The sequence below is a fragment of the Xanthobacter oligotrophicus genome (assembly GCF_008364685.1).
GTDB lineage: Bacteria > Pseudomonadota > Alphaproteobacteria > Rhizobiales > Xanthobacteraceae > Xanthobacter > Xanthobacter oligotrophicus.
Window position 1 is genome coordinate 265,698 of record NZ_VTTL01000010.1, and the last position, 13,213, is coordinate 278,910.

Annotated in this window: 10 protein-coding genes; 5 read left to right on the forward strand and 5 right to left on the reverse strand. The window is 66.7% G+C overall.

Annotation, left to right across the window (positions count from 1 at the left end; all coding sequences use genetic code 11):
- Positions 1–51: 51 nt before the first annotated feature.
- Positions 52–2,796 carry a DNA gyrase subunit A gene (gene gyrA, locus FZ033_RS17935; RefSeq protein ID WP_149577439.1) on the reverse strand — a complete coding sequence of 915 codons (2,745 nt, stop codon included), beginning with the start codon at positions 2,794–2,796 and terminating at the stop codon, positions 52–54.
- 322 nt (positions 2,797–3,118) lie between these two features.
- Positions 3,119–3,661 carry a single-stranded DNA-binding protein gene (ssb, locus tag FZ033_RS17940; protein WP_149577440.1) on the reverse strand — a complete coding sequence of 181 codons (543 nt, stop codon included), beginning with the start codon at positions 3,659–3,661 and terminating at the stop codon, positions 3,119–3,121.
- 171 nt (positions 3,662–3,832) lie between these two features.
- Between ssb and FZ033_RS17945 the strand changes: the two genes are divergently transcribed.
- The 5 genes from FZ033_RS17945 (at position 3,833) to FZ033_RS17965 (ending at position 10,791) form a co-directional block, all read left to right on the forward strand.
- Entirely contained in the window at positions 3,833–4,171 is a 339-nt protein-coding gene (locus FZ033_RS17945; RefSeq protein ID WP_149577441.1) for a hypothetical protein, read from the forward strand.
- A 33-nt stretch (positions 4,172–4,204) separates the two neighbouring features.
- Positions 4,205–7,345, forward strand: coding sequence for an excinuclease ABC subunit UvrA (uvrA, locus tag FZ033_RS17950; RefSeq protein WP_149577442.1), 3,141 nt, complete (start codon positions 4,205–4,207; stop codon positions 7,343–7,345).
- A gap of 528 nt (positions 7,346–7,873) precedes the next feature.
- A complete protein-coding gene (locus FZ033_RS17955) occupies positions 7,874–8,035 on the forward strand; it encodes a DUF1127 domain-containing protein (RefSeq protein ID WP_081437109.1) in 162 nt (53 codons plus the stop codon).
- A gap of 227 nt (positions 8,036–8,262) precedes the next feature.
- Entirely contained in the window at positions 8,263–9,678 is a 1,416-nt protein-coding gene (gene trmFO / locus FZ033_RS17960; protein WP_149577443.1) for a methylenetetrahydrofolate--tRNA-(uracil(54)-C(5))-methyltransferase (FADH(2)-oxidizing) TrmFO, read from the forward strand.
- 9 nt (positions 9,679–9,687) lie between these two features.
- A complete protein-coding gene (locus FZ033_RS17965) occupies positions 9,688–10,791 on the forward strand; it encodes a serine/threonine protein kinase (protein ID WP_149577444.1) in 1,104 nt (367 codons plus the stop codon).
- Positions 10,792–10,836: 45 nt separating this feature from the next.
- On the opposite strand, the gene FZ033_RS17970 is transcribed toward FZ033_RS17965, so the two are convergent.
- Genes FZ033_RS17970 through secF form a run of 3 tightly spaced genes read right to left on the reverse strand, consistent with a single transcriptional unit; the run spans position 10,837 to position 13,211 of the window.
- Entirely contained in the window at positions 10,837–11,733 is an 897-nt protein-coding gene (locus FZ033_RS17970) for a phytoene/squalene synthase family protein (protein WP_210247915.1), read from the reverse strand.
- A gap of 7 nt (positions 11,734–11,740) precedes the next feature.
- On the reverse strand, positions 11,741–12,121 hold the full coding sequence (locus tag FZ033_RS17975; protein ID WP_149577445.1) for an Mth938-like domain-containing protein: 381 nt from the start codon (positions 12,119–12,121) through the stop codon (positions 11,741–11,743).
- A 4-nt stretch (positions 12,122–12,125) separates the two neighbouring features.
- On the reverse strand, positions 12,126–13,211 hold the full coding sequence (gene secF / locus FZ033_RS17980) for a protein translocase subunit SecF (RefSeq protein ID WP_149577446.1): 1,086 nt from the start codon (positions 13,209–13,211) through the stop codon (positions 12,126–12,128).
- Positions 13,212–13,213: the final 2 nt, after the last annotated feature.

A 13,213-nucleotide genomic window follows, 5' to 3' on the forward strand; every position in this document is an offset into this window, starting at 1 on the left:
TAGGGGCGAGCTTTGCTCCGGCATCGCGCGATGCCGGAGCCGCCGCCGGCTTTACGCCTCGGACGCCTCGCCCGTGTCCTCGCCGTCGCCGGTCTCGGCCCCGGCATCGTCGCTGATATGCTCCACGGAGACGACCCGCTCGCCCTCCGCCGTGTCGAATACGATGACGCCCTGGCTGGCGCGGCCGACGATGCGGATGCCATCCACCGGGCAGCGGATGAGCTGCCCGCCGTCGGTCACCAGCATGATCTGGTCCTGGTCTTCCACCGGGAAGGAGGCGACGAGGCGGCCGTTGCGCTCGTTCACCGCCATGGCGACGATGCCCTTGCCGCCGCGGCCGGTCACCCGATACTCGTAGGACGAGGTGCGCTTGCCATAGCCGTTCTCGGAGACGGTGAGGATGAACTGCTCCTTGGCCCCCATTAAGGCGTAGCGGTCCTGGCCGAGATGGCCGTTGCCGCTGGCGCCCTCCTCCGCCTCCACGTCACCCGCTTCGGTGGCTTCGCCTGCCAGCGCGCGACGGCGCTTGATGTAGGCAAGGCGCTCCTCGGCCGAGGCGTCCACATGGCCGATGATAGCCATGGAGATGATGGTGTCGCCATCCTCCAGCCGGATGCCGCGCACGCCCACGCTGTCACGGCCCTTGAACACGCGCACCTCGGTGACCGGGAAACGGATGCAGGCACCGGCCGCCGTGGTCAGCAGCACGTCGTCGTCTGCCGTGCACAGCCCCACGTCGGCGATAGCCTCGCCCTCGTTGAGCTTCATGGCGATCTTGCCGTTGCGGTTCACCTGCTGGAAATCCGTCAGCGCATTGCGCCGCACAGTGCCGCCGGTGGTCGCGAACATGATCTGCAGGCGCTCGTTCTCGTCCGAATCTTCCGGCAGCAGGACCACCGAAGTGATGCGCTCGTCCTGCGCCAGCGGCAGGATATTGATGAGCGCCTTGCCCCGCGCCTGCGGCGCCGCCAGCGGCAGGCGCCACACCTTCAGTTTGTAGACCTGCCCCTTGGAGGAGAAGAACAGCACCGGCGCGTGGGTAGAGGCCACGAACAGGCGGGTGACGAAATCCTCGTCCCGCGTCTGCATGGCGGAGCGGCCCTTGCCGCCGCGCCGCTGCGCCCGATAGGTGGAGAGCGGAACGCGCTTGATGTATCCGGCGTGGGAGACGGTGACCACCATCTCCTCGCGCTGGATGAGATCCTCGTCCTCAAGGTCGCCGAAACCTTCGACGATCTCCGTGCGCCGCGGCGTGCCGAACTCTTCCTTGATGGCGATGAGCTCGGCACGGATGATGGCGCGCATGCGCGGGCGGCTGGCGAGAATGTCGAGATAGTCGGCGATCTCAACCGCCAGCTTGTCCAGTTCCTCGGCGATCTCGTCGCGGCCCAGCGCCGTGAGGCGCTGCAGGCGCAGGTCGAGAATGGCGCGGGCCTGCTCGAAGGACAGGCGATAGGTGTCGTCGGGGCCGAGTTTGTGGCGCGGATCGGCGATGAGCGCGATGAGGGGCGCCATGTCCTTGGCCGGCCAGTCCCGCGCCATCAGGGATTCGCGCGCGCTCGCCGGATCCGGCGCGGTGCGGATGAGGCGGATCACCTCATCGATATTGGCAACGGCGATGGCAAGGCCCACCAACACGTGGGCCCGGTCGCGCGCCTTGCGCAGCAGGAACTTGGTCCGTCGGCTGATGACCTCCTCGCGGAAGGCGATGAAGGCGGTGAGCACGTCGTGCAGCGTGAGCACGCCCGGCTTGCCGCCGGACAGCGCCACCATGTTCACGCCGAACGAAGTCTGCAGCAGCGTCAAGCGATAGAGGTTGTTGAGTACCACATCGGCCTGGGCGTCGCGCTTGATCTCGATGACCACGCGCATACCGTCGCGGTCGCTCTCGTCGCGGATCTCGGCGATGCCCTCGACGCGCTTGTCGCGCACCAGCTCGGCCATCTTCTCGATCATCGTCGCCTTGTTCACCTGATAGGGAATCTCGGTGACGATGAGCGCCTCGCGCTCTTTGCGGATGGTCTCGATGGCGACCTTGGCTCGCATCAGGATGGAGCCGCGCCCGGTGAGGTAAGCCTGGCGGATGCCGGTGCGGCCCAGGATCAGCGCGCCGGTGGGGAAATCCGGGCCAGGCAGCAGGTCGAGCAGCGCCTCCGGTTCCAGCGTCGGGTCGTCGAGCAGCGCGACGGTGGTGTCGACGATCTCGCCCAGATTGTGCGGCGGGATATTGGTGGCCATGCCCACCGCGATGCCGCCGGCACCGTTGACCAGGAGGTTCGGGAACTTGGCCGGGAGGACGGTCGGCTCGTGCTCGGAATTGTCGTAATTGTCCTGGTAGTCGACGGTGTCCTTGTCGAGGTCGTCGAGAAGGGCGTTCGTCACCTTCTCCAGGCGCACTTCAGTGTAACGCATGGCCGCCGGGGCATCGCCATCCACCGAGCCGAAATTGCCCTGACCATCCACCAATGGCAGGCGCATGGCAAACGTCTGCGCCATGCGCACGAGGGCGTCATAGACCGATTGGTCGCCGTGCGGATGATACTTGCCGATGACATCGCCCACCACGCGGGCGGACTTGCGATAGGACTTGTTCCACTCGTACCCGTTCTCGTGCATGGAGAACAGGATGCGCCGATGCACCGGCTTCAGGCCGTCGCGCACGTCGGGCAACGCCCGGGCGACGATGACGCTCATCGCATAGTCGAGGTAGGAGCGCGACAGCTCCTCCGTGATGGAAACGGGCCTGATGTCGGACGGCGGCTCGCCGCCGGGCTTCGGCGTCTCGGAATCGGCCAAAAGTCAGCACTCTCAATCGTGGAACGCGGTGCTTCCTTCTAGCCGATTCACCCCCGCGACGCCAGAGAAACCCCTGTGGCGCAATGTTTTTTTATCTTTTAATCTCAACAACTTGTCGACGACTTGCTGCGGGACGCGCCGACAATTTGACCCTTTTGCGTCGAACCCACCTTCAGGCACCGCAAACTGATCCTCTCCGGAGAAGCTCCAGAGGCACCATTTTGTAAGCTCGGCCATTCAGAAGACACCGGAAGAATGAGCTTCAACCGCAGCGCATCATGTTGTCGGTCCAATGCTCAGCACCGCTGAGCATTGGACCGCTTCAGAACGGGATTTCGTCGTCGAGATCGGCCGCCGGGCGCCCGCCACCGGCAGCGCCGCCCGAGGAGCCCGCCGAGGCACCCGACACGCGCCGACCGCCCCCTGAACCGCCGCCATACCCCCCGCCCATAGGGCTCGCCGACCCGAAATCGGAACCGCCGGCATAATCGTCGCTTCCCGCACCAGACCCTTCGCTGCGCCCGTCGAGCAGCGTCAGCTCGCCACGATAGGGCCGCAGCACCACCTCGGTGGTGTAAACCTCGCGCCCATCCTTCTCGTACTTGCGGGTCTCAAGCTGGCCCTCAAGATAAACCTTGGACCCCTTTTTTAGATAGCGCTCGGCGATCCCCACAAGGTTATCGGACATGATCACCACGCGGTGCCACTCGGTTTTTTCCCGCCGCTCTCCGGAGGCCTTGTCCCTCCAGTTCTCGGACGTGGCGACCGTAAGATTGCAAACGCGATTACCGCTCTGGAACGACTTCACCTCCGGATCACGGCCGAGGTTGCCGACCAGGATCACCTTGTTGACGCTGCCGGCCATCCCGTTACTCCTCGTTCGTGGTCGCCTATGATCAGCCTGCACCCTACCGCCCGTGGCGCGGCAGGCCAGCCCCAAGCCGACTTTTCCCCATGATGAACCGCGTGAATTCGCGCGCCGCAATGGGCGATTACGAGATGTTCATGTTGTGTTCCTATCGCCTTGGCCGCCCGGATGCAAGCCCCCATCTTCGAATGGGACGTGGGTCAGCTGCTGATTTTTGGCTGGTGGAGCGAAAAAGTTCCTGATATGTTCCCTACCGCATTGCACGCGACCGCCTACATTCGAGCCATGACCATGAGCGAATTCGAAACGCTGCGATCGTGTTTTGCCGCCCTTTCGCCGGAGGTTGAGGGTCTTGGCTTTGAACCATTTGCGGTGATACCGGACCGGCTTGTTGCCCGGCGTGATGCGCGGTTCGACAATAAGCCCAATCCTGGGGTCATCCGTCACGCTGCGGATTGCGTATTCACCCCCGTCGCCCGGTCCCAAGCGACCATCCTTCTGTCCTGATCTTTCCGCGCCTGCGGGCGCCAGCGGAATTCCATGTCTGATCGCGCTTTTCCCACGCGGGCGGCTTCCGCCCCTGATATCGCGGGCCGCCGGGACGCTCGCACCCTCACGGTGCGCGGCGCGCGCGAGCACAACCTCAAGAACGTGGACCTCGAGATCCCGCGCGACAGCCTCGTGGTCTTCACCGGACTCTCGGGCTCGGGCAAGAGTTCGCTGGCCTTCGACACCATCTACGCCGAAGGCCAGCGCCGTTATGTGGAGAGCCTCTCGGCCTACGCCCGGCAGTTCCTGGAGATGATGCAGAAGCCGGACGTGGACCAGATCGACGGCTTGTCGCCGGCCATTTCCATCGAGCAGAAGACCACCTCCAGGAATCCGCGCTCCACCGTGGGCACGGTGACCGAGATCTACGATTACATGCGCCTTTTGTGGGCGCGCACGGGCGTGCCCTATTCCCCGGCCACCGGCCTGCCCATCGAGAGCCAGACCGTCTCGCAGATGGTGGACCGCACGCTGGCCCTTCCCGAAGGCGCGCGGCTCTATCTGCTCGCCCCGGTGATACGTGGACGCAAGGGCGAATATCGCAAGGAACTCGCCGACTGGATGAAGAAGGGCTTCCAGCGGGTCAAGATCGACGGCGCCTTCCACGAGATCGCGGAGGCACCGACCCTCGACAAGAAGTTCAAGCACGATATCGACGTGGTGGTGGACCGTATCGTGGTGCGGCCCGATCTGGCCGCGCGCCTTGCCGACAGTTTCGAGACGGCGCTCGCGCTGGCCGATGGCATCGCGGTGGCCGAATACGCCGATGAGAAGGACGAGGCGGGGGAGCCGCGGCGCATCCTGTTCTCCGAGAAGTTCGCCTGCCCGGTTTCCGGCTTCACCATTTCGGAGATCGAGCCACGGCTGTTCTCCTTCAACAACCCCTTCGGCGCCTGCCCGGCCTGCGACGGGCTTGGCGTGGAGCAGACCATCGATCCCGACCTCGTGGTGCCGGATCGGATGCGCTCGCTCAAGCAGGGGGCCATCGCCCCGTGGGCAAAATCCACCTCCCCCTATTATGGCCAGACGCTGGACGCCCTGGCCAAGCACTATCATTTCAAGCTCAACGTGCCCTTCGCCGACCTGCCGGAACAGGCGAAGGACGTGCTGCTGTTTGGCTCGGGCACCGAAAAGATCACCTTCGCCTATGACGACGGCATGCGCGCCTACGAGACGTCCAAGACCTTCGAGGGCGTGGTGCGCAACCTGGACCGACGCTGGAAGGAGACCGACAGCGACTGGGCGCGGGAGGAGATCTCGAAGTATTTCTCCACCGTCCCGTGCAAGGCCTGTTCAGGCTATCGCCTGAAGCCGGAGGCACTCGCGGTGAAGGTGGCCGGCAAGCACATCGGCGAGGTGGGCGAACTCTCGGTGCGGGCGGCGTCCGCCTGGTTCGAGGCCCTGCCAGGCGCGCTCACCGACAAGCAGAACGAGATCGCCGGCCGGATCCTCAAGGAGATTCGCGAGCGGCTCATCTTCCTGCTGGATGTGGGGCTCGAATATCTTACCCTCGCCCGCGCCTCCGGCACCCTGTCCGGCGGCGAGAGCCAGCGTATCCGTCTCGCCTCGCAGATCGGCTCGGGCCTGACCGGCGTGCTCTATGTGCTGGACGAGCCTTCCATCGGCCTGCACCAGCGCGACAACGCGCGCCTTCTGGACACGCTGAAGCACCTGCGCGACCTCGGCAATACGGTGATCGTGGTGGAGCACGACGAGGACGCCATTCTCGCCGCCGATTATGTGGTGGATGTGGGTCCCGGCGCAGGCATCCATGGCGGCCGCATCGTCGCCCAGGGCACCCCGGCGCAGATCTTGGCCGACCCTAATTCCCTCACTGGCCAGTATCTCACTGGCCAGCTGTCCGTGGGCGTGCCGGCGCGACGCAAGCCCAACCCGAAGCGCGTGCTCAAGCTTTCGGGCGCGCGCGGCAACAATTTGAAGGACGTGACGGCGGAGATCCCCCTTGGCCTGTTCACCTGCATCACCGGCGTGTCAGGGGGCGGCAAATCCACGCTGCTCATCGACACTTTGTACAAGGCGGTGGCGCGGCGGCTGAACGGCGCCAGCGAGGCCCCGGCCCCGTTCGACCGCCTGGAGGGGCTTGAGCACCTCGACAAGGTGATCGATATCGACCAGTCGCCCATCGGCCGCACCCCCCGTTCTAACCCGGCCACATATACGGGCGCCTTCACGCCTATTCGCGAATGGTTCTCCGGCCTGCCGGAGGCCAAAGCGCGCGGCTACGGCGCCGGGCGCTTCTCCTTCAATGTGAAGGGCGGGCGCTGCGAGGCCTGCCAGGGCGACGGCGTCATCAAGATCGAGATGCACTTCCTGCCGGATGTCTATGTCACGTGCGATGTCTGCAAGGGCAAGCGCTACAACCGCGAGACCCTGGAGGTGGCATTCAAGAACAAGTCCATCGCCGACGTGCTGGACATGACGGTGGAAGAGGGCGCGCAATTCTTCAAGGCGGTGCCGTCCGTCCGCGAAAAGCTCGAGACCCTGCATCGCGTGGGGCTCGACTATATCAAGGTGGGCCAGCAGGCGACCACGCTTTCCGGCGGAGAGGCGCAGCGCGTGAAGCTCTCCAAGGAGCTGTCCAAGCGCGCCACCGGACGCACTCTTTACATCCTCGATGAGCCCACCACCGGCCTGCACTTCCACGACGTGAAGAAGCTGCTCGAAGTGCTGCATGAGTTGGTGGAGCAGGGTAATACCGTAGTGGTGATCGAGCACAATCTGGAGGTCATCAAGACCGCCGACTGGATTCTCGATCTCGGCCCGGAAGGGGGCGACGGGGGCGGCGAGATCGTGGTGGCGGGCACGCCCGAGCAGGTGGCGCAGCACCCGCGTTCCCACACCGGCCACTTCCTGGCGGAGGTCCTGGCGCGGCGACCCATGGCCAAGGCTTCGCCAGCGGCGCCAGCGGCGAAGGTGCCTTCGCCGGAAAAGGCAGCGGCGCGAAAGTCTGAAACTCGCAAGACTTCTGCTGGAAAGGCAGCACCGGCAGTTGCGGAACCGGCGGGCGAGGAGGCGGCGGCCGAGATCGCGGAATCCGTCGTCGAAGACAGCGCTGCACCGGCCAAGACGGTGCCCCGTGCCCGTGGTCGGCGGCGGCAGGCCGCGGAGTGAGTTGCTTTGGAAATGGGCTCGGCCTCTTTGTTCCGTAGGGGCGCACGGTCCGGTTCTGCAGGCCTGCGATGCGGGGGCATTCAGCGCCGGAACTTTGGTTAGGCGCCCTGCACAGGTCCGAGCGCGTCCATTGAAGGCGCCTCCTGCCTCCAAAGCAGAGCGCCCGCACGATGACGCTCGTGCAGGCGCCCTCAAGCCTCCGTCGGAGGCGGCGCCCCGGCCCGACCGCATTTCGGACAGCGCGCGGGCCTGCGCCACCCGTCGCTATAAGGCGTGAGAGATGAGGCTTTTCTTGAGGCTTCTCCTGGATCGAACGGTCCTCCCCCTACCTCCCGACGCAGATGCGCGGGGCGGTCGCCCGCAGCAGCTTTCCTCTCACCATCGAGAAAGCTCAGCCGGCCACACTCCATGCACGCCCCGCAATGCTGCAATGCATGATCGGCTCTATGGCGATGCAGCAAAGAGGCGTATTTAGGAGGGGAAAGTCGCGGAAGCAAAGGAGAAGCTTCCGCAAAGTGGAGAAGACCAATGTTGCTCTGGGGTTTCCTGGCTCGCCAGTTCCGCCGGTGGCAGACGTATAATCGCACTGTCACTGAGTTGTCCAAGCTCGATGATCGCAGCCTCGCTGACATCAATGTGTCGCGCAGTGAGATCCGCGCCCTCGCCCGGCACGCCTCCGCCGCCGTTTGATCCGACGACGCTGACATAGCCCGGCCTCTTGGCCGGACGTCGATAGTGGCCCCATTCGGGGCCATTTTCGTTTTCAGGATGCGTATACTGCCCGCCCAATCCGGCGCAGGGGTTGAAGTCATCGGGGAGGCTGTGGCACATGGCACGTCCCGTCGGCACGTCTCTCGCGCCCAAGCCCTCAAGGCCGTTTGCCTTCAAGGCCCCTTCCCCGGCGGAGCGGAGAAATAATGCCTCAGTCAGCCGACCCCGTGCACGTTGTCGGCGGCGGCCTCGCCGGATCCGAGGCGGCTTGGCAGATCGCGAGCCGCGGCGTCCCTGTGGTGCTGCACGAGATGCGGCCTCAGCGCACCACCGACGCCCATCTCACCGATGGCCTTGCCGAGCTGGTCTGCTCCAACTCGTTCCGATCCGATGACCCCGAAGGCAATGCGGTGGGCGTGCTGCATGCCGAGATGCGTCAGGCCGGCTCGCTCATCCTCGCCGCGGCCGACCGCAACCAGGTACCTGCCGGCGGCGCGCTGGCCGTGGACCGGGACGGCTTCTCCCGCGCGGTGACCCAGGCGCTCGAGGACCATCCCCTCATCGAGATCCGGCGCGAGGAACTCACCACCCTGCCGCCGGCCGAGTGGGACAAGGTGATTTTGGCCACCGGCCCCCTCACCTCTCCGGCGCTGGCGGAGGCAGTCCTGTCGCTGACGGGAGAGACGGCGCTGGCCTTCTTTGATGCCATCGCGCCGATCGTGCATTTCGACTCGATCGACATGGGCAAGGCCTGGTTTCAGTCGCGCTACGACAAGCCGGGGCCGGGCGGCACCGGGGCGGACTACATCAACTGCCCGCTGGACGAGGCGCAGTACCACGCCTTCGTGGATGCGCTGATCGCCGGCGAGAAGGCGCCCATGCGCGATTTCGAGGCCAAGACCCCCTATTTCGACGGCTGCCTACCCATCGAGGTGATGGCCGAGCGTGGTCGCGAGACCCTGCGCTTCGGCCCCATGAAGCCCGTGGGCCTCACCAATCCCCATAACCCGACCGTGAAGGCCTATGCCATCGTCCAGCTGCGGCAGGACAACAAGCTTGGCACGCTCTACAACATGGTGGGTTTCCAGACCAAGCTGCGCCATGGCGAGCAAGCACGCGTCTTCCGCACCATTCCCGGGCTGGAGAATGCCGAGTTCGCGCGCCTCGGCGGACTTCACCGCAATACCTACCTCAACTCCCCCCGCCTGCTCGACGGGACGCTGCGGCTGAAGGCCGATCCGCGCCTGCGCTTCGCCGGGCAGATCACTGGCTGCGAGGGCTATGTGGAGAGCGCGGCCGTAGGTCTCATGGCCGGGCGTTTCGCCGCCGCCGAGCGGCATGGCGAGGCGTTGGTGCCGCCGCCGCTCACAACCGCCCATGGCGCGCTGCTCGCCCATATCACCGGCGGGCATGTGGAGGCGGAGGAAGCCGGGGCGCCGCGCTCGTTCCAGCCCATGAACATCAATTTCGGCCTGTTCCCGCCTCTGGAGGAAGCCCCGCGCGCCGAGCCCGGCAAGCGCATGCGCGGCGCGGAAAAGACGCTGGCCAAGAAGAAGGCCATGGCCGCGCGCGCTCTGGCCCACATGGCGGCGTGGCTCGACACGCCGGCCCGGGCGGCTTAAGAGGCGCCGATGCCGCGTATTTCGAGCCCGCCGCCCCTCGTGGAATACCACGCCGATCCGGCCCGCTTCGCCGTGGACACGGTGCTGAAGCGCGACGTGTTCTCCACCGTCGAGCGCGGCGTGTGGACCGACCGTAACGGGCGGGACTGGCCCGCGGTGCGCCGGCGCTGGAACGAGGTGTCATTCTGGCTCGGGCCGCTGGCTCGCCGCCTTGCGGCATTCGAGGTCAAGGCGCTGGAGCGGGTGACCAAAACCGGCGTGACCACGCCGCTGCTGGCCGTGGGCGACCGCTTCCTGGTGCGCGGCTGGGTGGAGGGCGCGCCGCTGCAGATCGCGCGGCCCACCGGTGACCTTCACTTTTTCCACTCGGCCCGCGCGGCGCTGCACACGCTGCATGCGGCCGGCTATGTGCACAACGACCTCGCCAAGCAGCAGAACTGGCTGCGCGGGGCCGATGGCGAAGCCTGGCTCATGGATTTCCAGCTGGCGCTGCCCATCAGCCGGCGCTGGAAGATAGGCCGGGTGCTGGCCTATGAGGACATCCGCCACCTGCTGAAGCACAAGCGCACCTATTGCCCGGAAGCGCTCACGGCGCGCGAGAAGAAGGTGCTGGCCACCAAGAGCCTGCCCACCCGGGTGTGGATGGCCACGGGCAAGAAGGTGTACCGCTTCGTCACCCGGAGGCTCATGTCCTATTCGGATACCGAGGGGCGCGGCCCGCGGGTGACGCAGGTGGCCCCGCGCATCGCGGCGGCGCTCGCCGCCCACCCGGCGGTGGCCGAGGTGCACATGGCCGATTTCCAGACCCTCGGCGGCAAGGTGGGGCTTTACGCCTTTGTCGCCACGCGCGCGCCGGTGACGGTGGAGGCCCTGCGGGCGCATCTGGTTCAGGCGCTGCCGGACCGGCCCCATCTCGACCAGCTCCAGCTGGTGGAGGCCCTGCCCCACGGCGCGGATGGCGCGGTGCGGGACGACCTGCTGCTGCTCATCGCCCGCAACCAGATCGAGATGCTCGACGTGCTGGCGGGATCGGAGGCGGTGCGCCTCCAGGTGGCGGAGATCGCCCGCGGCCGGCTCAACCTGACGGACCGGATCACCCGCCCGGCGGCGTGAGGCGGAAGCTCGCCCACGCCGGGCCGTTCACGCCTCACAACGGGTTCAGAACCACACCTTCCCAGCCGCCGCATGGCGCGCCGCGCGCCAGAGCGCGAACTGGCGGCGGAAGGGCGAAAGCCCGGCCACGGCGCTGAAGGGATCGTTCACCCGCGCCAGCGCCTTGAGATCCCCCGCCACCAGGGCCAGCGGCAGATAGGGCGCAGCGATGGCCGCTGACGGGCCGAGCCGTTCGGCAGCCGCCCGCGCCGCCGCAAGGTGCCGTGCCGCCACGGCACGAAACTCGGCCAGCGCGGCCAGCAGCTGAGGCGAGACCTTGCCGGACACGGCTTCGTCCCGCCCGATGCCGTGGCGGGCGAGAAGGTCGAGGGGCAGGTAGCACTGGCCCCGCGCCGCATGGATGGGGAAGGCGCGCATGAGCCCGGTCATGGCGATGGCGACGCCGCCGTGTCCGGAGAGGTCGCCGGTTCCGGCCGAGGCCTGCGGCGAAAGCACCAGCGCGGACAGCTGGAGCAGCGCGGATGCGGTCTCGCCCGCATAGCCCTCCAGGTCCGCCACCGTGGGCATGGGATCGTCGTAAAGGTCGAAGATGCGCGCATCCACCAGCGCGGTCAGGCTGGCGCGCGGCAGGGCAAAGCGCTCCGCCGTGTCGAGGAGAGCGGCGGCCACGGGGTGGCCTTCGACCTCGCCGCGCCCCTGCCCCTCGATCACCTCCCGCCACCAAGCCAAACGCACCTCGCCGGGCAGCGCCTCGCGCACCACCTCGCGCACCCGCGCCACGTCTAGATTGAAGGCATAGAGGGCGAAGAGGTGGCGGCGCTTATCCTCCGGCGCGAACAGGGCAGCGAGGAAGCGGTCGCGGTCCTGCGCCCGCACCTGCTCGGCGCAATAAGCATAGGCGGCGGCGAGCGCGGTGCCGTCAGGCGGGATCTCGTCCGGCATGGCCGGATCAGACGGCGATGAGGGCTGCGCCCACGCGGCGGCCCTCGCCGAGCAGCACATTGTAGGTGGAGGCGGCGCTTGCGGTCGGCATCAGCTCGAAGCGCAGGCCCTTCTCGCGCAGGAGCTGCTTCAGCGGCTCCTTCAGGTGCGCTGGATCGCGGCCGGTGCCCAGGAGCAGCAGCTCGAAGGCCCCCGCCTCGGCGAGGATCGGCGCCAGCGCGGCGGGATCCACCTCGGCCATCCGCGTGGGCGCCCAAGGGCGGATGCCCGAGGGCAGCGCGAGGATGGACCCGGCATGGGACATGCTGGCGAAGTGGAAGAAGCTGTCGCCATAGCCGTCTATGGTGACCTGCCGGGGGAAGAAGGGCGCGCCGGACGGGCTTGCCACCGCATCACGCCTTGGCGGGACGGGCCGGCGGGCGCTTGCCACCCTTCGATCCCTTGCCGGAACCGTTGCCGGCGGTCTTGGTCGGAGCGGGAGGGACCGGTTCTTCCGCGACCTCGGCTTCCACCTCGGAGAGCTTGGCCGCCTCGTCCACGCCCAGCACCGCTTCCGGCTCGCTCTTGGTGGCTCCGGCGACAGTCGACGAGCGCAGGCCCAGGTGGATGAGGATGGGCGCCGCCACGAAGATGGTGGAATAGGTGCCGATCACCACGCCAACCGTCATCGCCAGCGAGAAGCCGCGCAGCACTTCGCCGCCGAAGAAGTAGAGCGCGAGGGTGGCGAAGAAGGTGGTGGTGGAAACGATGATGGTCCGCGAGAAGGTAGCGTTCACCGCGATGTCGAGCAGTTCCGGCATCGGCAGCTTCTTGTAGCGGCGCAGCATCTCGCGGATGCGGTCGTACACCACCACCGTATCGTTGAGCGAATAGCCCATGATGGTGAGGATGGCCGCAATCGACGTGAGATCGAAATCGATGCCGAAGGCCGAATAGATCATCAGGGTGACGAAGATGTCGTGCATCGTCGTCACGATGGCGCCCACGGCGAACTGCCATTCGAAGCGGAACCACAGATAGCCGAGCACCGCCACCGCGCCGAGCACGAGGGCGAGGATGGACTGGCGCACCAGCTCGCCCGACACGCTCGGGCCGACGGTTTCCACGCGGCGCACGGTGTATTCGGCGCCGAGCACGTCACGCACCTTGGTGATGATCGCCTGCTGGGCTTCATCGGTGGCGCCGAACGCGCCGACGCGGATCAGCACGTCGCGGGGCGAGCCGAACTCCTGGATCTGCACGTCGCCCACGTCGAGGTCGGTCAGGTGCTCACGCAGGACACCGATATCGGCCACCTGCTGGCTGGTCTGCGCCTCGATGAGGGTGCCGCCCCGGAAGTCGATGCCCAGGTTGAAGCCATAGGTGGCGAACAGCACCACGGCGATGATGGACAGCGCCGCCGAGAACGGGAACGTCCAGTGGCGCAGGCGCATGAAGTGGATATTGGTCTGCGCCGGAATGTAATCGATCAAGGGCATGT